The 23,065-nt window shown below is 41.0% G+C and carries 15 protein-coding genes; 5 read left to right on the top strand and 10 right to left on the bottom strand.

The window, feature by feature from the left end; translation table 11 throughout:
- Positions 1–13: 13 nt before the first annotated feature.
- The 5 genes from H5154_RS13355 to H5154_RS13375 form a co-directional block, all read right to left on the bottom strand.
- Entirely contained in the window at positions 14–907 is an 894-nt protein-coding gene (locus H5154_RS13355; protein WP_145233544.1) for a carbon-nitrogen hydrolase, read from the bottom strand.
- Entirely contained in the window at positions 904–1,959 is a 1,056-nt protein-coding gene (locus H5154_RS13360; protein WP_182718580.1) for an agmatine/peptidylarginine deiminase, read from the bottom strand. Before H5154_RS13360 ends, H5154_RS13355 begins: the two co-directional genes overlap by 4 nt.
- An 87-nt stretch (positions 1,960–2,046) precedes the next feature.
- Positions 2,047–2,679 (bottom strand): PilZ domain-containing protein, encoded by a 633-nt coding sequence (locus tag H5154_RS13365; RefSeq protein ID WP_149982437.1) that lies wholly within the window; start codon positions 2,677–2,679, stop codon positions 2,047–2,049.
- A 123-nt stretch (positions 2,680–2,802) separates the two neighbouring features.
- A complete protein-coding gene (locus tag H5154_RS13370) occupies positions 2,803–5,976 on the bottom strand; it encodes an efflux RND transporter permease subunit (RefSeq protein ID WP_182718581.1) in 3,174 nt (1,057 codons plus the stop codon).
- Between the two features lie 14 nt (positions 5,977–5,990).
- Positions 5,991–7,187 carry an efflux RND transporter periplasmic adaptor subunit gene (locus H5154_RS13375; protein ID WP_182718582.1) on the bottom strand — a complete coding sequence of 399 codons (1,197 nt, stop codon included), beginning with the start codon at positions 7,185–7,187 and terminating at the stop codon, positions 5,991–5,993.
- Positions 7,188–7,671: 484 nt separating this feature from the next.
- Between H5154_RS13375 and H5154_RS13380 the strand changes: the two genes are divergently transcribed.
- The 5 genes from H5154_RS13380 to phnW all read left to right on the top strand — a co-directional run bounded on the left by H5154_RS13380 (position 7,672) and on the right by phnW (position 15,840).
- Positions 7,672–8,229, top strand: coding sequence for an RNA polymerase sigma factor (locus H5154_RS13380; RefSeq protein WP_145233553.1), 558 nt, complete (start codon positions 7,672–7,674; stop codon positions 8,227–8,229).
- The gene (locus H5154_RS13385) at positions 8,226–9,302 is read left to right on the top strand and encodes a FecR family protein (RefSeq protein ID WP_145233555.1); all 1,077 of its coding nucleotides are present in this window, start codon (positions 8,226–8,228) and stop codon (positions 9,300–9,302) included. Before H5154_RS13380 ends, H5154_RS13385 begins: the two co-directional genes overlap by 4 nt.
- 40 nt (positions 9,303–9,342) lie before the next feature.
- The gene (locus tag H5154_RS13390; protein ID WP_404936141.1) at positions 9,343–12,342 is read left to right on the top strand and encodes a TonB-dependent receptor plug domain-containing protein; all 3,000 of its coding nucleotides are present in this window, start codon (positions 9,343–9,345) and stop codon (positions 12,340–12,342) included.
- A gap of 181 nt (positions 12,343–12,523) precedes the next feature.
- Complete coding sequence (locus H5154_RS13395) at positions 12,524–14,497, top strand: alkaline phosphatase family protein (RefSeq protein WP_182718583.1); 1,974 nt, start codon at positions 12,524–12,526, stop codon at positions 14,495–14,497.
- Positions 14,498–14,742: 245 nt separating this feature from the next.
- Positions 14,743–15,840 carry a 2-aminoethylphosphonate--pyruvate transaminase gene (gene phnW / locus H5154_RS13400; protein ID WP_182718584.1) on the top strand — a complete coding sequence of 366 codons (1,098 nt, stop codon included), beginning with the start codon at positions 14,743–14,745 and terminating at the stop codon, positions 15,838–15,840.
- Positions 15,841–15,895: 55 nt separating this feature from the next.
- On the opposite strand, the gene H5154_RS13405 is transcribed toward phnW, so the two are convergent.
- The 5 genes from H5154_RS13405 to H5154_RS13425 form a co-directional block, all read right to left on the bottom strand.
- Complete coding sequence (locus H5154_RS13405) at positions 15,896–16,582, bottom strand: GntR family transcriptional regulator (protein WP_182718585.1); 687 nt, start codon at positions 16,580–16,582, stop codon at positions 15,896–15,898.
- A 72-nt stretch (positions 16,583–16,654) separates the two neighbouring features.
- Positions 16,655–18,058 carry an FAD-dependent oxidoreductase gene (locus H5154_RS13410; RefSeq protein WP_182718586.1) on the bottom strand — a complete coding sequence of 468 codons (1,404 nt, stop codon included), beginning with the start codon at positions 18,056–18,058 and terminating at the stop codon, positions 16,655–16,657.
- A complete protein-coding gene (phnX, locus tag H5154_RS13415) occupies positions 18,058–18,867 on the bottom strand; it encodes a phosphonoacetaldehyde hydrolase (protein WP_182718587.1) in 810 nt (269 codons plus the stop codon). Before phnX ends, H5154_RS13410 begins: the two co-directional genes overlap by 1 nt.
- A 12-nt stretch (positions 18,868–18,879) precedes the next feature.
- Positions 18,880–20,193, bottom strand: coding sequence for a DUF5690 family protein (locus H5154_RS13420; RefSeq protein ID WP_182718588.1), 1,314 nt, complete (start codon positions 20,191–20,193; stop codon positions 18,880–18,882).
- A 46-nt stretch (positions 20,194–20,239) separates the two neighbouring features.
- A complete protein-coding gene (locus H5154_RS13425; protein WP_182718589.1) occupies positions 20,240–23,056 on the bottom strand; it encodes a TonB-dependent receptor in 2,817 nt (938 codons plus the stop codon).
- Between the last annotated feature and the right edge of the window lie 9 nt (positions 23,057–23,065).

Raw genomic sequence — 23,065 nt, forward strand, 5'->3', positions numbered from 1 at the left:
CGCTAATTTATTCTTAATCGCGATATATTTTGGTTAAATCGTGGTAATGATCTATACGACGGTCGCGTAGGTACGGCCAAATGCGTCTTACATTTTCAGAACGCTTTTGATCAAGTTCAACAAGTAACAGTTGCTCATCAGTGTTGTTGGCTTCTGCTAGCAGTTCACCTTGAGGACCCGCTATAAACGAGTTACCCCAAAATTGAATACCTTCACTTTGACCACTTGGATCACTTTCATGACCGACACGATTACAACTAATCACGGGTACGCCATTGGCAACCGCATGTGCGCGTTGCGATATTACCCACGCATCTTTTTGACGTGTTTTCTCGCCTTCGTCATCACGTGGATCCCAGCCAATTGCGGTTGGGTAAATTAATAGTTCAGCACCGGCCATTGCCATTAAACGCGCAGCCTCTGGAAACCATTGATCCCAACACACTAAGACACCAAGTTTGCCGACAGAAGTTTGAATTGGTTCGAAACCTAAATCACCCGGAGTGAAATAAAACTTTTCGTAAAAGCCTGGATCGTCAGGGATATGCATTTTACGGTATTTACCCGCAATTGTGCCGTCTTTTTCAAGCACTACCGCAGTATTGTGATAAAGCCCTGTGGCACGTTTTTCAAATAAAGAGGCAACAATAACAATGCTTAATTCTTTTGCAAGCTCAGCTAAAGTGTCGCTACTTGGGCCAGGAATAGTCTCTGCCAAATCAAATACATCAACATCTTCGGTTTGACAAAAGTACAGACTGCGATGTAATTCTTGTAACACCACCAGTTGTGCGCCTTGGCTTGCGGCATCGCGAATACCGGCAATTGATTTTGCCATGTTTTGTGCGGCATTATCACTGTTACTTTGCTGCACTAAGGCAACGGTTAAATTTGCAGGGCTGCTCATAATGATGCTCCAGCTAAAAATCCACGGGGTAATTGCATAGTAATGCAGTGTAAACTACCAAATTGATGAATAATTGGTAAGCAGTTTACGCCTATTATTTGATGCTCAGGGTAGGCCGTTTGAATTTGTGCTAAGGCTAATTCGTCATTGGCATCAGCATAAATAGGCACAAGTACAGCTCCATTAATGATTAAATAATTTGCGTAGGTGGCAGGTAACCTGTCGCCATCATCATTAAATACGGCTTTTGGCCATGGTAAATCAATTAAGGTATAAGGTTTACCTGTTGTTGTTTTAAAACCTTGTAACTGCTTTTCCATGGCATCAAGAGCGCTGAAGTGTTGGTCATTTTTATCATCACACTTTACATACACTAAGGTATCATTAGGCGCAAAACGCACTAAAGTGTCGATATGACTGTCGGTATCGTCACCGGCTAAATAGCCATGATCAACCCATAAAAAGTCGGTGGCGCCAAGTTGTTCACGCAAGCACTGTTCAATGTCTTGTTGGGTTAGATTTGGATTACGATTTGGATTAAGCAAACATTCACTGGTGGTCAATAGTACACCGTGTTGATCAATCTCTACACCGCCACCTTCAAGAACTAAATCAAGCGCTTGGTATTGATTGCGCGTATCGGCAAGTTGTTTAACCAGTACCGCATTAATTTTATTATCTAATTCACTGGTAAATTTATTACCCCAGCCATTAAAGATAAAATCAACAATTTTTAGTTGGCTATTATCAGCAACTGCGGCGCAGGTTAATGGGCCATGATCACGTGCCCACGTATCGTTACAGGGAGTAACAACAAAATGCACGCGGCTCAAATCAACAGCGTTGTTGCGCAATAATTGGCTAATGTGTGTTTTTAAGGCTTCATCATGAGCGATGATCACTAATTGCTCTGCATTACAAATATGCTGACATAATTGCACGTATACAGGCTCTACAGCGGTTAAATTGTCGCACCAATCAGTGGCTTGGTGTGGCCAAGTGAGCATAACGGCGTCTTGCTCAGCCCATTCGGGTAAAAGTCTAAAGTTCATGAATTTAATAAACAAACAAAGGTGCTATTAGTTTAGCATTTCAACTATAGCCAAGCCACTTCAAAATGAGGGTTGCTAGTATCTATATTATTCTGGTTTTGTTGGCTCTGTTGTGTCTTGGTTATCAAAGTTATCGCTTTCATGTTGCAGCAGCTGACGCTTTTTCAGTTGTCTGGTTTGTGCATGTAAACTAGCACGTACCACAAGTTCTTGATCAGTATCGCGGATGGCTTTAAAAAGTAGGGTGTATTGGTAGTGTTCATCGTCAATCTTATTAACCGCAACTACCTCGGTGTAACAATAAATAGCAGAGGCTTCATGCTGTAAAAATAATTTAGTGCGAAATGCTTGGCCAATAGAGTAGACTTTTGTATCGGTTAGTTTGACACCGCCACCGCCGTAGCTATCACAATAAATAGCGTTATCTTCGGGCTGCTCTGAGGCCAATATATGGCTCATGATCAAGTCGATTTTACGCGATTGTGCTTGTAAAAATACGGCAAGTTCTTGTGCCAAATCACCAAGGCTACGCAATGGTCTTAACGAGCTTTGCTCTAATTCACTAACCTCATTGGCCAATTTAAATAACGGTGGGATATCTGCTTCTAGTTGCGCTAAAGTAGTAGGCACTTTGCTATCGTCAACAGCAAATAAATTTACTCGATTACTTTCATCAATCTGAAAGTACTGCTCAAACTCGGTTAATTTTTCACTATTCATCATAAGGCTCCTCGACGCAATAGTTTAATAGTAGCGCCGACAGTATAAAATTGCTAGTTATCAAATTACCATAAAAAAGGGCAAACCACTGTTTGCCCTTATATTTTTGTAGCTGAGCTTAAATCATAAATTACCCTCTTGGGTGTCGACATGTTCACGCTTGTGGTGGCTTGCAATTTCATCGGATAAATCTGCTCGCGAGCGTTTTTCAGTAAGTTTGCGCTCAGTTAACCAATAAAAGAACAGTGGTACAAAGAACACGGCAAGGAAGGTTGCTGCCATCATGCCGCCCATAACGCCAGTACCAACGCTATGACGTGCACCTGCACCGGCGCCTGAGCTCAATACTAATGGCACTACACCTAAAATAAAGGCCATCGAAGTCATGATGATGGGTCTAAATCGAAGGCGGGCAGCTTCAAGTGCTGCAGCGCTTGCGCTCCAACCTTGTTGATGTTTCATCAATGCGTATTCGACAATCAAAATGGCATTTTTACTGGCTAAACCAAGTAAGGTCACTAAGCCGATTTGGAAGTACACATCGTTAGTCATGCCTACTAACCAGATTGATATCAATGCGCCAAAGGTTCCAAATGGCAATGCTAGCATCACCGATAGTGGCAATGACCAACGCTCATATAGTGCTGCAAGGATTAAGAAAACCATGATCACCGCAAGGCCTAAAGCAATTCCTGTGGTACCTGAGCTGCGTTTTTCTTGATACGCAGAGCCGGTCCAGTCGTAGGTCATATCCGGTGGTAATACTGCTTTTGCAATACGTTCAACTTCAGCAATTGCTTGGCCAGAGCTGTAACCGGGTGCAGCATTACCGAGCAGTTTTACCGCAGGCAAGTTATTATAACGATTTAGATTTTCTGGTCCGCGGCTATATTCAATATTCGTAAACGCAGACATAGGGACCATAGTACCTTGACTGTTTTTTACATAAATTCGTCCAATGTCATCAGGCTTCATTCTAAATTCAGCTTCTGCTGACATGAGTACTTGCCAAGCTCGGCCAAACTTATTGAAGTCGTTCACATAATAAGTACCCAGTGTACCGGCAAGGGCTGTAAATGCATCGTCAATTTCAATGCCCATTGCGCGGGCTTGTTCACGATCTACATCAACTTTAAGTTGCGGTGCATTTGGTCGCCACAACGTTTGTAGGCCACTTAAAATAGGGCTTTTTTGTGCTTCAGCCATCATTAAACCCATGGCTTGTTGCAGTTTTTCTGGGCCACCTGCGCCTTTGTTTTGAATATAAAATTCAAATCCGCCAGTGCTCCCTAAACCAAAAATAGCAGGGGGGTTAAACGCTAAAACAAGTGCTTCGTTGATATGCGCAGTTTTCATAAACAGCTCATTAACCAAACTTTTAGTATCAACCTCTCGTTCATCCCAATGTTTTTGGGTGACGAATAAGGTGGCTGCACTGTTTTTATAACCGCCGCCAATAAAATCAAAGCCTGTAAATGCCACCACATTTTCATTGGCAGGATTAGATTGTACGGCGCTAATAACTTCAGCCACTACTTTTTCTGTACGCTCAAGGGATGAGCCGTCAGGTAAGAAAATAGCTGAAATATAGTAGCCTTGGTCTTCATCAGGCACTAATGAACCTGGAGTGCTTTTCCAAAGGCCAATGGTAATTGACACCATACCAATCATCAGCAATAAACCTAATGCTCCTCGGCGCACCATAAAACCAACAGCACCCACATACTTACTGGTTATTTTAGTAAATACACGGTTGAACCATAAAAAGAAGCTTGCGGTTTGTTTATGCTCTTGTTTTAAAATAAGCACACATAAAGCAGGGGTCATTGTTAGTGCAACTATGCCAGATAAGCTCACAGCAATTGAAATGGTGATCGCAAACTGACGGAATAGTTCGCCAGTTAAGCCACCTAGAAATGCAATTGGCACAAACACTGAGCAAAGTACTAGAACAATAGCAACAACAGGTCCTGATACTTCTTTCATCGCTTTTATTGCGGCTTCATGGGCGCTCACATGCTCTTCGTGCATGATACGCTCTACGTTTTCAAGTACCACTATGGCGTCATCCACTACGATACCAATAGACAGTACCATACCAAATAAAGTCAATGAGTTAATAGAATAACCAAGCATATACATGCCAGCAAACGTACCAAGTAATGACACCGGTACGGCAAGAGTTGGGATCAGTGTGGCGCGCCAATTTTGTAAAAATAAGAACACCACTAAGAAAACCAGTACCATTGCTTCAAGTAGTGTTTTCACTACTTCGCGGATCGAGACTTCAACAAAACGGGTGGTATCGTACGAATTTAAGTGAGCAAGTCCAGTGGGAAATTGCTGAGTTAACTCTGCTAATACGCCATTAACTTCTGCTGCTACATCAAGTGCATTGGCACCAGGTTGTAGGAAAATACCTAATAGTACAGCTTCTTTGCCGTTGATAGTGCCTCTGAAGTTATAATCTTTTGCACCAAGTTCAACACGGGCAATGTCTTTTAAACGTAAGCTACTGCCATCAAGGTTTGAACGAATAATGATTTCTTCAAATTGTTCAGGCTCTGATAAACGCCCTTGAGCGGTAACACTGTAAACCAGCTCTTGCGCTGATTGTGAAGTGGGGGTTGCACCAATCGAACCGGCTGCATATTGAGAGTTTTGGCTGCGAACTGCCCCTGCGACTTCTTCAACAGTAACACCGAGCTGACTCATTACATCAGGGCGCAGCCAAATACGCATGGCGTAATCTTTCGCACCAAAAATTTGTACACTCGTTGTACCAGGAACACGTTTAATACGGTCTAAAATATTCAGGGTGACATAGTTTGAAGTCCATAGACTATCACGAGTGCCGTCCGGTGAATAAAACGCATGAACTTGCAAAAAACTCGATGAACCTTTTTGCACCACCACGCCTTGGCGCCGTGTTTCTTCAGGTAAACGAGCTTCAACTTGCTTTACACGGTTATTGACGTTAACTGCTGCTTGGTCAATATCGGTGCCAATTTCAAACGTTATTTCAATGGTTGTTGCACCAGAGCTGGTCGAGGTTGAAGACATATACATCATGCCTTCAACACCGGTAATCGCATTTTCAATCGGCGCGGCTACGGTTTGTTCGAGTACTTCAGCCGACGCACCCGGATAGGCTGCTGTCACTTGCACAACGGGTGGGGCAATTTCAGGGTATTGGGCGATCGGCAAGCTGCGCATGGCAGCCAGGCCCGCCAGCACAATAACAATTGAGATCACAAACGCAAAAATAGGTCTGTCGATAAAATAACGAGAAAACATAAAACTCCCTGCGCCTATTCTGCGCTTACGTTGTTTGTTGCATTGTTAACGGCCACTGGCATGCCTGGAAAGAAAATCTTTGCCATACCATCGATGATCACTTCATCGCCTTGCTGTATGCCTGATTTAATCAACCAAAAGTTTTTATCACCTTGATTATCTGGCTTTTGGATCCACTCACCTACTTCAACGGGAGCTGGGCGCGCAATCGTGCCGCCTTGTTCATTTTTAGCGACTACATAAACAAATTTACCAGTGCCATTATCAAGTACCGCACGTTGCGGTATTACAAATGCATTTTTGCGTACCGCACCACTTAACATCACTCGCACAAATTGACCTGGACGAAGTTCAAAATCAGTGTTGGGGATAATTGCTTGTAGTTCGCTGGTGCCGGTATTTGGATTAATACGTACATCGGAGAAGTTAACTTTGCCACTTTTATTGGAGAGTGAACCGTCTTGCAATTTAATGCTCGTGTGCCACTGACCTTTTTCTGGCAGCGATAATGAGCCATTTGCAACATCTTGACGCATTTGTAATTGTTCACGCTCAGAAATACCAAATCGTAAACGAATAGGATCAAACTGGGTAATTTGCGTTAATAATAGATCGGGACCTGATACAAAAGTACCTACCGACACAAATTCACGGCCCACCACTCCAGCGACAGGTGCTTTTACTTGCGCATATTCTAAATTCAGTTGGGCTTCTTTTAATGCAACTTTCGCGGCCTCTAACGTCGTGTTAGCAATATCTTGGGTGGAGCTGGCGTTATCATAATCCCGTTGTGAGACTGATTTTTCAGCACGTAGTTTGGCTAATCGTTTCACTTCACGTTCGGCTTGCACTAAAGATGCTTTTGCACCATTAAGAGCTGCTTGCGCGCTTTCAACCGCCAATTGATAGGGGGCTAAATCCACAGTGAAAAGTGACTGACCTTGCTTAACTGTCTGGCCTTCATCAAAGTTACGAGATTCTAGGATCCCCGTTACTCTGGCACGTACTTGAACTTCTTTAGAACCTGATAAGGTTGCCGGTAGTTCAATAGTGAATGGGGCATCTTCATAGGTTGCTATGGTTGTTGCCACAGCTGCTGGATGCATTGCTGCTTGTTCGGCTTTAGGTGCTTCACTACAACCTTGTAGAAACAACGAAGCCGAGGTAAATAAGAATAAAGATAATTTTGATGGTGCGAAAGACAGACGCATGGTTACTCCACAGTTCCAATTGTTAAGTATAAATAATATGTAACATTTTATAAGCTAATAGCATGACATTCTGTTGATTTTATCATCAGCTTGACTTACGTGGTGCTTAATCCATTTAGCTTAGTTAAATACGAGTGTATACCTTAAATTTTTACAGGTATATGCTGGTGTTTATTTTTTTCATTGCATTTTAAAGAGTGTAGAACATATTAGGGCTATATGAACCAAGTCGCAGCAACCGTGGTTTTTAAAGCGTAATTTAGTTTAATAACTAAATAATTGAGCGCTTTTATGCGCCCCGCAATAAAGCTGTTTATAAAATAATGAAGTCATTGTTTTGTATGACAATAGCTTAATTATGACGTGCTGTAAGTGCTTTGTTAGCGAAACTGCTTTAATAACCACAAAATTAACAAATTGCCTTGTAATTGGCGCTAAAACTCGTACCCTAGGCGTAATAATAATAGCAAGGGTAAAGTTAATAATGACGCGCAAGCCGACATTATCTACAACATTTATTGATCTGTCTTCACAGTTGCGACGTTTTGTTTCGCGGATTGTACAACCAGATGACGTGGAAGATATAGTACAAGAAACCTTTGTTAAGAGCTATCAGGCTGATTTAAAACAAGATATTAAATATACGCGCAGTTATATGCTAAAGACTGCCAAGCATTTGGCGCTTAACCATATTGCTAAATGGGATAATCAGCATTGCGATTCATTAGATACCTCTGATGATTATCAGCAGTCGTTGCGATCTATGCAGCTTGAGGATGAAGTGACCTCAAAAGAGCGCTTTTTACTGTTTTGCCGTGCTACTGAGCAACTAAGCCAGCCAGTGCGAAAATGTTTTATTTTAAAGAAAGTATATGGCATGAGCCAAAAAGAAATCGCAGCGCAAATGAAGTTAAGTGAAAGTACGGTTGAAAAACATATTGCCAAAGGTCTGTTACAATCTATGCGCTACATGCAGCAACATGAGCAGTTAGGTGAGCACAGCAGTGCCACTATTGAACCTGCCAGGAGGGTGGGAAAATGAGTAATATTCATCAATTTTCGTCTAAAGATGCTATTCAAGCAGATGCCAGTCGTTGGATAAGTGCTATGGATAGGGGCTTATCAAAGCAAGAACGTATGCAATTTCAGCACTGGGTGCAACAAAATAAAGCTCATCAAGATGCGGTATTTGAGTTAGCCCAGTTATGGGATGAACTGAGCGTATTAAATGAGTTGAGTAGCTTATTTCCCAATAAAAATAGCATCAATAAGCCTGCCCGCAGAGAAATTAATTTTTCGATTGCGGCAAGTGTCTTTGCCGCATTGCTAGTTGCCAGCTTTATATTTGTTGGTATTGAACAGTGGCCAACAACACCACAAGAACAAGCCAAGTACAGTAAAATTTACCGTACTAAAGTCGGTGAGCAAGCAACGTTTGTGCTACCAGATAGTACGATAGTGCAATTAAATACCAATAGCTTATTAGAAGTTGCGTATACAAAAAACCGCCGACAACTGATTTTAAGTCGAGGCGAAGGGCGTTTTAATGTTGCTAAAGATGCCGCACGTCCATTTACGGTGATGGCGGGCGATAAGTCATTTACCGCACTGGGGACTGTTTTTAATGTCCAACGTAATGCAGCATCGGATCTTGAGTTGGTTGTTACTGAGGGTAAAGTGATGATCACGGATCCTTCGGTTGCAGTAAATGCTGATGATTTTGTTCAATTGCAAAGTGCTAGTAATGATACCGACAGTGTGAAAAAAATTAATGCTAGTATTGTTATCTCTGGCGAAAAAGCATTAATTAAAGAAAGCATTACTAAGCCAATCAAACGGTTAACACAAGATGATGTACAACGGGATCTGGCATGGCAACAAGGTATGCTAATTTTTAATGGCGAGTCGTTAAGCGAAGCACTGCAAGAAGTGAGTCGCTATACCGCAACGCGTTTTGAACTTGCTGATCCTGCATTAGCTTCTTTAAAAGTGGCTGGGGTGTTTAAAGCCGGTGATATTATCGGTTTACTTGATAGCCTGCGCATCAATTTAGCCATTGAGCATGAACGTTTAGGTGAACATATCGTAAGCCTAAAACACGGTGATCACAGCTAAGCTTATGCTTGCTCTTTGATTTAAAGTGTCAGAAGTTACAATGGTAAATATAAAAAGTAAAAAAATAATTAATAAAAAAATAGGATTGCATAGCGGATTATTCTTTCTCAACTGTTTGTATAAGTTGCGCAGTAACCAAACGTATCCAATTTGTGGGTTAATTGTATTAGCACCTTTAGTATTTAGCCTAAATGTTCAGGCTGAGGCTGCAAATCCACAGATGGTACAATTTGATATAAAAGCGCAGCGAGCAGATCAAGCATTGATAGAGTTTGCAAAACAAACAGAACAAACCGTGGTTTTTTCGTTTGACTTAGCAAAACAATACCAAGCTCAATCAGTGTATGGTTATTACACTCAGTTAGAAGCGCTTAGTACAATGCTGAAAAATACTGAACTCGATGCGGTTGTTGATCAAAATGGTTTACTGAGTATAAAACTCAAACAAATCAATAGGAATGATAACAACATGAGAAAGCTTTCAGGGGTCAGTGCTGCTGTAATACCACTTTTAATGGCAACCAATAGCCAAGTTGCTAATGCACAAGAACAAGCCGCTCAAGAAAATATTGAAAAAATCGCCATCGTTGGTAGCCGTGTAGCAGGGCGTTCGGTCGAAGACTTACCAGTACCCGTTGATATTTTAAGTGCTGAAGCACTTGAGAATACAGGGCAAACAGAAGTTGGCCGGATGTTGCAATCAATTGCCCCTTCATTTAACTTTTCCAGTTCTTCAATCAGTGATGGTACTGATGCTTTGCGTCCTGCAACATTACGTGGTTTAGGACCAGATCAGACATTAGTGTTGATCAATGGCAAACGTCGTCATCAAGCCAGTATCATCCATATAAATACCTCTGTAGGGCGTGGAACAGCGGGTACTGATATGAATGCAATCCCTGCGGCATCAATTAAACGTATTGAAGTGTTACGTGATGGTGCGGCTGCACAATATGGCTCTGATGCAATCGCAGGTGTTATCAACATTGTACTCAAAGATGCCGATGAGGGCGGTAAAGCAGCGATTAACTATGGTCAATATTCTGAAGGTGATGGTGAAACTGTCAATATTGATTTTAACAAAGGCTTTGCTTTAGGCGATGACGGCTACTTAAATACTACGTTGAATTATCGTGATAGAGCCCCAACGAATCGTGCCGGTTTACATGGCTCGTGTCAGTTTTATGGATGTACAGAGCTTGCTGATGGTACATATTTAGCAGGCGACCCTCGCGAACTCACCGCACCTCGAAATACGTTTAGAATTGGTGATGCGGACTCACAACAGTTTGCACTGACAGTAAATACAGGTTATGAACTTGCTGGTGGTGAGCTTTATGGTTTTATTACTTATTCAAGTCGCGATAACGAGTCAGCAGCGTTTTTCCGTCATAATGCCAATGCTGATGGCAACCCTGTTTTACAAGATGGTGATGCGGTGATCCCGATGGGCTTCTTGCCAATGATCAACACCACCATTGATGATATATCGTATAACTTTGGCTTTAAAAAAGAGTTTGATAATAGCTCTAGTCTTGACCTGTCATACACCTATGGTGAAAACAGCATCGATTATACCACTAGTGACACTATCAATGGTTCATACGCTAATTTATTACGTTATGATCAAGGTTTAAGTGCTGATGATATTCGTGCCACTATTCCTCGCCAAGCGTATGCGTATGGCATGGAGTTATCACTGCAAACAATCAATCTTGATTTTACACAAGACTATGATAATTTTTCACTGGCAATGGGTGCCGAGCTTCGCACCGATGAATACCGCATTTTAGAAGGTAGTGAATACGCTTATCGTGATTATGATACAAATAACGGTGTTAATATTTACGATGGTATGAGCGGTGGTATTGGCAGTGAAAATGCTGCCGGTGGGACTCAAGGTTTTGGTGGCTCTTCGCCTGATTCATCGGTTGATGAATCACGTGATGTGATTTCATTTTACGTAGATGCTGAAACTTATATTATTGATGATGTTATTCTCTCAGGCGCGCTACGTTACGATAACTATAAAGGTTTTGGTGATACAGTTAATTTTAAACTTGCGGGTAATTGGTCTGTAACTGATGATGTATCGTTACGTGGTGCGGTGAGTACCGGCTTTAGAGCGCCATCGATGCAACAACTGTACTTTAATAATATCAGCACGCAATTTGTGGTGGGCCCGAACGGCGATCTAATTGCAGAAGAAGTTGGTACTTTTAGAAACGACAGCACACTTGCACAGAGTATTGGTATTCCAAAACTTAAAGAAGAAAAGTCACAAAACATGAGCTTAGGTATTGTGTATAACGTGACGGATAATATTAATGTTACCGTTGATTATTATTCAATTGATATTGACGACCGTATTGTGATCAGTAACCGTTTAGGTAAAGGGTTGTCATCAACGCTAGATGCTGCATTGGTTAGTTCTGGCGCAGGTGCAGGGCAGTTTTTCTTAAATGGTGCAGATACCGAAACGCAAGGTGTGGATTTCGTTGCAACCTGGAATACTGAAGGGTTAGGTGGCACGCTTGATTTTACCCTTGCTGCTAACTTTACAGAAACCGATGTGGTTGATTTATTCACTCCTGCAGGCAGTGGTTTAGAAACTATTCCTGTTGAAGATGTTTTTTCATCGCAAGAGACATCAATTATCGAAGAGTGGCAACCTCAAGACAGGGTTAATTTAAGTGCTCTTTATCGCCTTGAAGACTGGACGGTTAATTTATCGCTGAATCGTTACGGTGAATACACTGTCGAAGATGGTGGCCGCCAAACGTACGGTGCTGAAATTCTGACAGATGTAAAAATTAACTACTTTGTTACCGATAACCTATCGATAAATATTGGCGCCAATAATTTGTTTGATGTTTATCCTGATAAGAATGAAATAGGTAACTCACGCTCAGGCACAATTGTAGACGCGTCAGGCAATACAATCGTCAGTTCAACAGGTGTATTTGAATATTCACGTCGTTCTGCACCATTTGGTTTTAACGGTGCTTATTATTATTTAGGCGCCGAATACCGTTTTTAAATAACTTCTCCTACGTTATTTATCTTTTGAAGGGCCGCAAGGCCCTTTTTTTGATAGTGAACACAGTTACAGCTTTCAGTTAGTCATCGGAACGTCATCAAAGTAACCTCAAACTTTCATATTTTATATCAATAATCTATCTGGACTAGACCAGTTGAATTAACCTAAATTAAGGATATGTATGAATTTTAGAATTGCTCCATTTAACCTTAAAGTGATAAGCCTTTGTAGTATTGCGGTATTTTCATTAGTTGGTTGTAACGATAACAATACGACTAAAGAGGAAGTAACAACTATTGAAACCGTTGAACCTGTAAAAAAAGTTCTGGTTTTAGGTATCGATGGATTGATGTTCGATTATGTTGACGACATAGATAATGAGGAAATAAATGAACCGATACTAGAAAATTTTTCTAGATTAACGATCAGCAAAGCGTTCAATGGAGGTTACCTTGGTAGCCACAGCCATCAAGCTACTTCCTCTGGCCCTTCTTGGTCATCAATCTTGACAGGGCAATGGGTAGATGGGCATGGTGTTGCGTCCAATAACAATCAACCTACGTTATCAGCTAGTATTTTTGAACACCTCTATAATGAAGATAACACTATTGACATGGCAAGTTATGTTGCATGGACTCCTATTAACCAAGGGCATGCCAAAAATGCTATGCCCTACGTAAAACAACAAATCGAAGGGGTACAACGCCCTGAAGATACCCCTTTAGATACATTTATCACAACAAAGTTAGTAGCTGAGTTAACTGATCCTGATTCTAATTTAGATTTTATTTTCACACATTTAGATGAAATCGATGGTGCTGGCCATGCTTGTGGTTGGTGTGAAGCGTATGAGCAATCCTTAAAAGATACAGATTTACACCTTGGGCGTATCCTAGATGCAATTGAATATCGAGAAGTTAACCTTAACGAAAATTGGTTGGTGATGGTTGTTTCCGACCATGGTCATGTAAAAAGTGGTGGGCATGGTGGTGATAGTGTTGAAGAAAGAACATCACTTATAGGCACAAACAAGCCGGAGATAATGAATGAGTTATTTGCTAACAACGATACACAGTTTAGTCTCGCTAGTGAGGGACAAAATGCATTAATGGGTTACCCCGGTATTACTGCTATTGCTCCAACAGCTCTGAGCTTTTTAGGGTATCAAATTAAGCCTGAGCAACAGTTTTCTAGTCCGTCGTTAATTGGCAAAGTGGGTGTAAAAAATACCTTTATACAAATAAAGCAACATCGTTCAGATGAGGCTGTGATTACACTTAATTGGCGAGTAGCAAAAGAGGTTGAAACCGTGACCTTATATCGTGATGATGTAAAAATTGCGGAAGTGGCTGCCTCTGATCATTTTTACGATGATTTGCTTTCTATTGATACATTAGGTGAAGGCACTAAGCGCATTATGTATAAAGTAGTACCAAACACAGGCAATAGCTTAACTACATTAGCTAATTTTAGCTTGGGCGAACTTGTGCCAATTAGTTTGATTCTAAAAAAAGTACTGTTACACGCTTCATTTGATTCAGAAATAACACCTTTTGACTATATCGCCGGCAATGAACCGCTAGTCACATTTGAATTAGGCCCTCTTAATAGTGGTCAGGCTATTAATATCAATAGACAAAATGGCTATCTATCAGCGCCTACTAATTTAGAGAGTAATTTGCAGGGTTCTGTTGGTTTTTGGTTAAAAGTAAATGGCGATATAAGTAGTGATCCAAATATTATCTCTAATAAAGATTGGCAGAGTGGTTTAAACCCAGGTTTTACACTTTCAGCAACTAATAGCACTATGAAATTTAACATTGGAGATGGGTCAAATAGAGCTGATATTAGTTTGCCTTATGTTCATAACCAATGGATGTATGTAATAGCCACCTACGATCTAGTCACCGCTGAGATTAGTTTGTACATAAATGACGAAACGCTTGGTTTTCAGGTGGCACATGTTGCTGCGCCAAATGTGAAGTCAATAGCTTCAGAATTCCCTATTAATATTGGTGAGGGGGGAGAGGGTAATTATAATTTATTAAACACTGAGATAGATATTTCAGTTGCTGATTTATTATTTTTTAATCATGCGCTTTCGGTCAATGAGGCTCGATCACTTGCAGATATACAACAAAGGGTTACTTTATAGTTGAAATGTTTGTGGCGGTTGAAGAAGAGTTTAATCGCTGTTTAGTTTTTTACGTTTTAAGCTTGCAACTGCTGTTTATTGTAATAGGAAGGTCGCTACCAAAATCAGCGTGAGCTGACTTAATGGAATAGCAGTTGCCGCTTTAATAATAGAATAAGAGGATGTCATAAAAGTTTCACTGTTTTTTGTCCATGAAATCTTTAATAATTACTGGACTAGACCAGACCAGATTGTATGGATGATTCATGAATAACTACTTATTATTAACACCAGGGCCACTAACCACGTCTCAAACGGTGAAACAAGCAATGCTTAAAGATTGGTGCACGTGGGATGATGATTATAATCGTGACATAGTGCAGACCATTCGCAGAAAATTAGTGTCATTAGCAACATCAAAACCTGGCTATACCAGTGTATTAATGCAAGGCAGTGGCACGGCAAGTGTAGAGTCTGCAATAGGGAGTATTATCCCACAAGCAGGCAAGCTACTTGTAATTAATAATGGTGCGTACGGTGAACGTATCGCAGAAATCGCAGATTATCTAGCAATTGAGTACCATGTTTTAAATTACCCTGAAACTGTACTTCCGAATATTGAGGAAATTGACACTGTTTTAAATAACGACCCTGATATCACCCATGTTGTAATGGTTCATTGTGAAACAACCACAGGTATGCTTAATCCTATTCAAGAAGTCGGATTACTTACTAAAAAATATCAAAAAGTCTTTATTGTTGATGCCATGAGCAGCTTTGGCGGGATCCCGTTTGATTTAGCTGATTGGCATATTGATGTGATGATTAGCTCATCAAACAAATGCATACAGGGAGTCCCAGGCTTTGGCTTTGTAGTGTGTAAGTATAGCACTATTGAGCATAGTGAGGGGATAGCTCGTTCATTGTCTTTAGATTTATATCAGCAATGGTTGTGTATGGAAAAAAACGGCGGCAAATGGCGCTTTACCTCACCTACTCATGTTGTTCGCGCATTTTACCAAGCGCTACTCGAACTCGAAGAAGAAGGTGGTATCACAGCCCGTTTTAACCGATATACTCGCAGCCAAAAATCCTTAGTGGCAGGTATGGAAAAACTAGGCTTTGAGCCACTATTAAATGAGCAAAAACATTCCCCAATCATTACCTCATTTATTTCACCTACATCTGAGCGTTATGATTTTAAATTATTTTACACTGCCTTAAAGCAAGAGGGTTTTGTTATTTATCCTGGCAAAGTCTCCAATGCTGATTGTTTCCGAATAGGGAATATCGGCGAAGTAAGTGAAATAGACATACTTCGTTTACTCGAGGCAATAGAAAAAAATCAATATTGGAAAAATTAGGCTTAATGTGTTCACCCGTGAAAGCGGTGTTTAATTGGTTTTAAACACCGCTTTTTTATTGCCCTTCAACTACCATTTCAATTGCATTATGTAGCCAATATTCAATATTATAATCGACGAGCACTTGGCTTTCATCGAAGCGTTGACGGATGACTTTTAAACAGGGGGTACCGCTGTTTTTTTCAAGAAGGTTACTTATTTCATCGGGCAGCACTGTGATACTAATAACGCTCTGCTCTTTAACTACATTAGTGGCGTATTGTTTGGACATGATATCGGTTATAGATGTATCAAGAGGATGAAATTCGAGCTCAGAAAAGCGTTCAGCATCACAGTATATATGCTCAAACATAACAGCACGGTTGTCTAAGCTACGCACCCGCTGAAGATGGTGCAAAGTAGGGGCATTCACTAAATTTTTTAAATCAATATTGGTTATTTTTTTCGATTCAATAAGTTCGGTTTTTGCTGCAAATCCTTGTTGTTTTGCAAGCTCGTAAAAGTTAACTTTTGTTGCTGGGTGCCACATTAGTTTTTTAGGAGTGACAAACCATCCTTTACGTTTTTGACTAAATATTAAACCTTCTGCTTCCAGCCTGAGCAAAGCTTCACGGACAGTAATTCGAGTGGAGTTAAATTGATGTTGTAACTCCCGCTCTGAAGGTAATTTATGACCTGCTGAAATTGCATCTTTTTGCAGCAGCGTATGAATGTAATTGCGGATCTCTTGATATAAAAGCATCGTGTAATTATTTACCACTTAATAGTAATCAACCTAGCTGAGTATAATGGTTATTTTTACCTAAGGGTATTACTATGATGCTGTTTTGGTATCTACTTTACCTGCGCTGCCGCTAAAGCGGGCCAAAAACTTATCGATGCTTCGCACTGTTGCATTACAATCTTCAGCAAATTCTTTACGTCTGATTGCGTTTCTGACTAGGTAAGCACCAGCGGTTCTAATTGGCTCTTGAGGGAATTGCTTTAACTGCTGATTAACTAAGCCACAGTTTTGCCATTGCAGATTATTTTTAAGTGCCATAGCGCTTAGAATTTTCGCTCCTAAAAAAGACTGCACAATACCATTTCCAGAATAGCCACCAGAATAAAGTACATTTCGTTGTCCGTTTAAATGGCCGAAGAATGGAAAACCGGTCACGCTACGATCCGAAGGACCAGTCCAGGTACGCTCTATGGGGAAATCGCAACCTTTAAAAAAATGACTGAGCGATGATTGCAAAATATTATCGTACTTACTTGGCATGTCAAATCTAGCATGCATATGGTTATTAAAACTAAAAAAGTTCCCGCCTTTACCTAACATTAAGCGTCCGTCGCTTGTAGTGCGGTAGTAATTAACAAAAATGCGTGAATCTATTACAGCGCTTCCGTGGTTTAAATTAAGTTGCTCTAATAAGCTAGGAATTGGTTTAGTGATTATCATATCACTGGAAACAAGCACTACTGAGCGTGAAAAGGCTTTATGCAGACTAGGTAGCCATGCATTAACACCAAAAATAAGCGTGCTACATAATAGGGGGCCTTGGCTGGTTTGTACTGTTAATGGTTGATTCCCACCATGGCTTTCGTACTTGCATTGCTCAATCACATTAACCCCTAGTTTTTGAGCTACTTTTTTCAACCCTCTGACCAATTTTGCTGGCTGTATACTGCCTCCATGAATGCTGTAATATGCGGCTAAGTTTTGTATTGAGCCTGTGCTTTTTAGCTCTTGAGAGCTACATTGGTGCCAAGCATTGAGATTGTATTTATCTAGCGTGGTTAATGCATTACTTAAAAGGCCAACTTGGTTCTGGTTTGATGCCGTATAAAAGCAGCCGTCAATTCTACAATCACAGTCTATCGCATTTTGTTCGGCAAATTGTTTAATACTGTGAACAGCACGTTCTGACTCTTTAACTAAAAATAAAGCGTTCTCAATGCCGACTAAATTTATTAGGCTTGGTAGTTTGGTAGACCATGTAAGCATGGCACCTCCATTGCGACCAGAGGCACCTTGACCGCATAGTCCTTGCTCAATGACAGTCACTTTTTTGGTTGGTTGTTGCTGTTTGATTTGGATAGCAGTCCATAAACCAGTATAGCCGCCGCCGATGATGCATATATCCGTGTGGTGGTTTTGCGATAGTTTTGGAGAAAGCACAGTGGCTTTCTCCTCATCCAGTGCCTTATCAAACCAAAAGGGTTGGTAGGACATTAAGGACGTTCTCCTCTTGCAACCTTAGCTTCAATTTGCATCAGAACAGGCTCAATATCAGCTAAAGAATTAATCACGTAATGGGCACCTGCTTGATGTAATTGTTGGTATGCTTGACGAGTTAGCTGCAATTTCTCATCATTTGAGCATGCAGCCCACTCTTGTTCAGTTAGGCCGACTGCATTACCACTGAGTGCAACTCCCACTGTCCACATGCCTGCATTTAAGCCTTCAGCGATACCTGGGGCAGAGTCATCCACTTTTACACAGTGAGCAACACGTTTGATACCCAGAGCATTAACGTTTTCTAATGCCATCCATGGGCCTGGGCGAGAGCCTGCAGATAACTCATCACTACCTACACTGTGGTCGGGTTTATAGCCATATTCTGCGGCAGCAACTTCAAGTACGTCCATTACTTGGCGAGGATAGCCTGAGCAACTCCCAATTTTAATACCTTGCGCTTTTAAACGCTCTATGACGGGTAACACACCAGCAATAGGCATAGCACGATCTGCTACTTTAGCTTTTTGTAATGGCATAAAGGTATTATAAATATGATCAATTTGCTCATCGCTCATTGGCGCGCCAAATTGTGCTTGCCACCGTGTGTCTATCTCTGGCAGCTTGCCTAATGTAGCGATATGGTCCCACTTGCCCATTCCCATAGGAATACGTGCTTGAGCGAGTGTAATGTCAAAATTAAATGCGTTTTTAAACGCCTCAACAAAAATAGTGGTTGGTGCAACAGAGCCGTGATCAACAACGGTACCAGCCCAATCTAAGATTAGTGCTTCTAAATGTTTCATATTATTCTCTTATTAAGATGATGGTGATACAGGCAATAGCCTGCGAGATTGATTAAAAGGGGATAAACGCGTTACAAAATAGCCAAGGGACAACATAACGAGCATTGCTGCGACACTCCCTACCCAATAACAAGCATTGATAAAAAAGCTGAGCCAGCTGATCTCTGGCATTACAAAGGTTCGATAAAGTAAAATACCAACCGAGCCTAAATACCCAGCTGAATCGGCTAAATAAATCAAAAAACCAGCATTGGCTGTAGAGCCTACAGCAGAGATCATTCTGTCAAATAAAAAGCAATTGTAGGGGATGTAACTGATGTAGAGACCCGCACCTAGTAGTACCATCCATGCTTTCGGGGTGAGTAGTTGACTTTCAAATGCGAATGTACTGCCGACGAATAAGCATGCGCCAAATAAAATAAAACCATGATTAACATAAAAAGCAGTTTTATTATTTTTGACTAATACCATGGCGCCAAGCGCTATTAATACGATGAGTGCCATGCGTATACCAGCGTATGCAAATATGGCAGGCTCTTGCCCATAGCCGAGGGCTTGCCAAATTTCTGCAGCAAAATTGTCGCGAAAATCGCGAAAGCCAGTAAACAGTAAAAAACTCAAAATTAAACAGCTAATACCGAACCAGTACTGTTTGAAAAATATCCAGCGGGCTTTCGCGTCCATGGGTAAACGCTTTTGACGAGCTTGCTGATCTGCTTGCGTTGGTTCAGGTAGCATGGTGATACATTTTACACTAAGCAATAAAAGTGGTAAGAATAGTGCGCCTGTTGCAGCTGGCATCCACAACTCAGCCACATTGAGGTTGTCTATTAACCATTTACCAACACTACGTACTAAGCCAGACGCTAAGATAAATGTAACACTTAGAATTGCACCAAGAATTTCAGATGTTCGTCTACCTTCTAAAAAGCTAAATACAATGCCCCAAATCATGCCAAGTGATAAGCCGTTAAAAAAAAGCCAGACTACATTCAAACCAACTGGGGTGATGGCAAACAAGATAAGTGACAACTCAGCCGCAGCAATCATGCTTATAATAGCTAAACCACGTTGTTGGTGGCGCATTTCAGCAATCACTTTCACACCGATAAATTTAGCGCAGAGGTAGCCAAATACTTGTGCCAGAATCAGAGCAATTTTAAAACTGACTTGCCAACTAGGATCATCAAACTCAGAATAGCTATTTATAGTAAAAGGCTTGCGAAATGCGTACATGCAAAAATAAGTCATAAACGCAGAGCTTGCTGCAAATAATACAAACCCTAATCCATGTGCACGTTGTAGCCATTGATGTTGCGAAAACATAGTTTATCCTTTTGCGAGACTAGCGCCTCGCATAATACTAAAGGGATCAGAATTGGTAATTAACACCAATCATGCCTCGAACACCGTAATACTCCACTTGTAAGGGGCGACTTTCATCACCTAAGTAATACTTGAGTGGTTCGTTAGTGAGGTTGTTTAATTCAATGTAAATTAGCGCATTTTCGTTAAGCTGATATGACGTAGTAAAATCAACACTGGTGTTATCGCCATAATAGCTATCTGATTTCGGATTGTTGCCATGCTCTTCTATATATTCACCTTTGTAATTAACAGCAATTCGGGCAGCAAAGAAGGTATCGTCGTAATACAAAGTAAAGTTGTATAGGCTGTCAGCTTGGCGTGGAATAGCAACTTTATCGGCACGATTGGGAATGCTCATTTGTGAATCCATAAATGTTGCATTGGCCATCATGCCAAAATTTTCGAGGGTTTTTGTCACAAAACCTAAATCCCGGTTGAATGCCATTTCAATACCTGCTAGCCAAGCACTGTCACCATTCTCCGGGCGGATGATATTTACCCCACTGTTACTGCCAAAGTCGCCAATAGTGCTGCTTTGGAAAATGGGATCGCTTATATCTTTATAGAATAATCCAGCTGAGACTAATCCAACGCGTTCAAAAAAGTGTTCAGCCATAAAATCGATATTATTAGAGTATGTGGGTTCAAGCTCAGGGTTGCCGGTGATTAACTCATTATCGGCTTCTAAATAGGTTGCCCCTGGGGTTAATGAACCAAAGTCAGGACGAGAAAACGAGCGCGTTAACGCAAGACGATAGTTTGTCTGCTCAGTGCTGTGATAGGTTACATGTAGGGCTGGGAGCACTGATAAATAGTCATTTTTAGCACTTGTTGGCACGACACGACTTTCATCTGCAAGATAGATATAACCATCCACGTTAGTGTTTGTTTTCGTAAGGCGTAAGCCGCCAACCATCTCCCATTGCGAGTTTATTATATAGTTTGCCATACCATAGAGTGAAGTATGTTGCTCATTCACATCAAAGTTGCGCCCTAGAGCTCCTCCGTTTTCAATTAATGCTGATTCAGTCTTATCAAGTACAAATTTGCTTTTATTCGTATTCCAAAACTGAGCTAAGTCATCCGTAGAGGCAACTTGAGAGAACTGATTTTGATAGTCGATTGAAAGTTCATTTAAATAATCACTGCGCCCAGGTTGATCTGATAAAGCAAAGTCATTTAAAGTTGGCGCAGGGCCATGGTTGGCTTCATCCCATGCATAAAACTCATCACTGAATCGCGCAACTCGTTCTTTATCGCGATATTTAGCACCCACTTTTACGGTAATATCGGTATCTATTTGCCATTCAAAATCAGTACTTGCAACTATTTTATCTTTTTCTTTTACATATACTTTATACAGCTCTACCCATGAAAGTTTTGTTTGAGCAGGGTTAAATGAAAAGTCGGTGGGCAGGTGGGTACTAATAGCATTCCAGGGATCATTGCCACCATCAATTGTGTTGTAGGCGTAATTTTTACCAGTGTTTCTATCCTCTAAACCCTGATAACCGACATTTTTTTGATCAAAGCGAACAACAAAATAACTGTTATCTTCACCGTTTGGTGTATTGCCATAGCGAAATTCATTTTCGTAACTAGAAAGCTTCCAGTTAAGCGTTTTATCGTAGCCAAAATAATGTTCTCCAGCTAGCTCAAAACCGGTCATTTCGGTGATTAATTCATTGCGAATATGTTGTACTTCAGCGCGGTCTTTATCGAAGCGCATACGGTGTTTATAGTGAGTTTCATCATCAATTAAAGTGCCATACATTGCGGTTGCACTGAGTGTGCCCTGATCTAATTGATATTCAACAGCGCCATTTAGACCATATGTTTCACGGGTGCCTGTATAATCGCGCAGTTCAAGACGATAGATCCCGATGCCATCATTACCTCGGCGAGGCTCAAAGTTATCTGTTGCCCAATCACGTTGCCACGCGGTGGCATTGATTAAAAAGCCTAATTTATTGTCAAGTAAACGATCGCCATAAAGCACGTTAGCTGAATAGTTAGTCCCCCCAGCAAGTTCATTTTGACCAATAGCGAAATTAGTATTAAATACAAAATCATCAGGGGCCTTTTTAGTTATGAAGTTTACATTACCGCCAATGGCATCGCCTTCCATGTCTGGGGTTAATGCTTTAGATACTTCAACATACTCAATCAGCTCACTGGGAAAAAAGTCAAAAGCTGTGGCTCGGCTGGTGGTTTCCTCTTCTGCTGTTGGTAGTCTGTCGCCATTTATACTTGCTGAACTCCATTGTGCTGGTAAACCACGAACTGCAACAAAGCGGCCTTCACCTTGGTCTCGCTCTATTGAGACACCAGGAATGCGTTGTACAGCTTCAGCAGCATTTCGGTCGGGGAGTTTACCAATACCATCTGCAGAGATTATATTTTTTATACTCTTGGCGTTTTTTTGATTGTTTGCTGCTGCCATCTCGCCGCGCTGAATTTGCCCTACGGCAATTATCTCTTCAATGGTGTCATTGTTAGCTGCAAATAGTGTGATTGGTTGTATTTTTTTCACTTCACCATCGCCAATGGTTAGGTCAATAAAGTATGGTTGATAGCCTAAATAAGTAATTTTTAGTTTGTAATTTCCTGCATCAAGTTTTGGTAGTTCGAATTGCCCTTGATAATCAGTGACAGCAGTTTTATCGGTCCCGACAATGGCAATTAATGCGCCAGGTAATAGTGATTGATTGTCTTTAACTGAGCCTACAAAAACGGCATTTTGGGCTACGGCATTTTGGTTAACAAATAACGTACTGGTGCACAGTAAGATAGCTGTTGCTATTGCATTTTTTTTCATCATTAGTTTTAC

Origin of the sequence: Pseudoalteromonas sp. SR44-5, from assembly GCF_014163675.1 — a bacterium.
Classification (GTDB): domain Bacteria; phylum Pseudomonadota; class Gammaproteobacteria; order Enterobacterales; family Alteromonadaceae; genus Pseudoalteromonas; species Pseudoalteromonas rhizosphaerae.

Excerpts from the sequence above, each read along its gene's own strand:
- H5154_RS13360 (WP_182718580.1), bottom strand. The coding sequence starts at position 1,959 with ATGAACTTTAGACTTTTACCCGAATGGGCTGAGCAAGACGCCGTTATG.
- H5154_RS13410 (WP_182718586.1), bottom strand. The coding sequence starts at position 18,058 with ATGTCCTACCAACCCTTTTGGTTTGATAAGGCACTGGATGAGGAGAAA.
- H5154_RS13370 (WP_182718581.1), bottom strand. The coding sequence starts at position 5,976 with ATGTTTTCTCGTTATTTTATCGACAGACCTATTTTTGCGTTTGTGATC.
- H5154_RS13420 (WP_182718588.1), bottom strand. The coding sequence starts at position 20,193 with ATGTTTTCGCAACATCAATGGCTACAACGTGCACATGGATTAGGGTTT.
- H5154_RS13425 (WP_182718589.1), bottom strand. The coding sequence starts at position 23,056 with ATGATGAAAAAAAATGCAATAGCAACAGCTATCTTACTGTGCACCAGT.
- phnX (WP_182718587.1), bottom strand. The coding sequence starts at position 18,867 with ATGAAACATTTAGAAGCACTAATCTTAGATTGGGCTGGTACCGTTGTT.
- phnW (WP_182718584.1), top strand. The coding sequence starts at position 14,743 with ATGAATAACTACTTATTATTAACACCAGGGCCACTAACCACGTCTCAA.
- H5154_RS13390 (WP_404936141.1), top strand. The coding sequence starts at position 9,343 with ATGGTAAATATAAAAAGTAAAAAAATAATTAATAAAAAAATAGGATTG.
- H5154_RS13405 (WP_182718585.1), bottom strand. The coding sequence starts at position 16,582 with ATGCTTTTATATCAAGAGATCCGCAATTACATTCATACGCTGCTGCAA.
- H5154_RS13380 (WP_145233553.1), top strand. The coding sequence starts at position 7,672 with ATGACGCGCAAGCCGACATTATCTACAACATTTATTGATCTGTCTTCA.
- H5154_RS13385 (WP_145233555.1), top strand. The coding sequence starts at position 8,226 with ATGAGTAATATTCATCAATTTTCGTCTAAAGATGCTATTCAAGCAGAT.
- H5154_RS13355 (WP_145233544.1), bottom strand. The coding sequence starts at position 907 with ATGAGCAGCCCTGCAAATTTAACCGTTGCCTTAGTGCAGCAAAGTAAC.
- H5154_RS13395 (WP_182718583.1), top strand. The coding sequence starts at position 12,524 with ATGAATTTTAGAATTGCTCCATTTAACCTTAAAGTGATAAGCCTTTGT.
- H5154_RS13365 (WP_149982437.1), bottom strand. The coding sequence starts at position 2,679 with ATGAATAGTGAAAAATTAACCGAGTTTGAGCAGTACTTTCAGATTGAT.
- H5154_RS13375 (WP_182718582.1), bottom strand. The coding sequence starts at position 7,187 with ATGCGTCTGTCTTTCGCACCATCAAAATTATCTTTATTCTTATTTACC.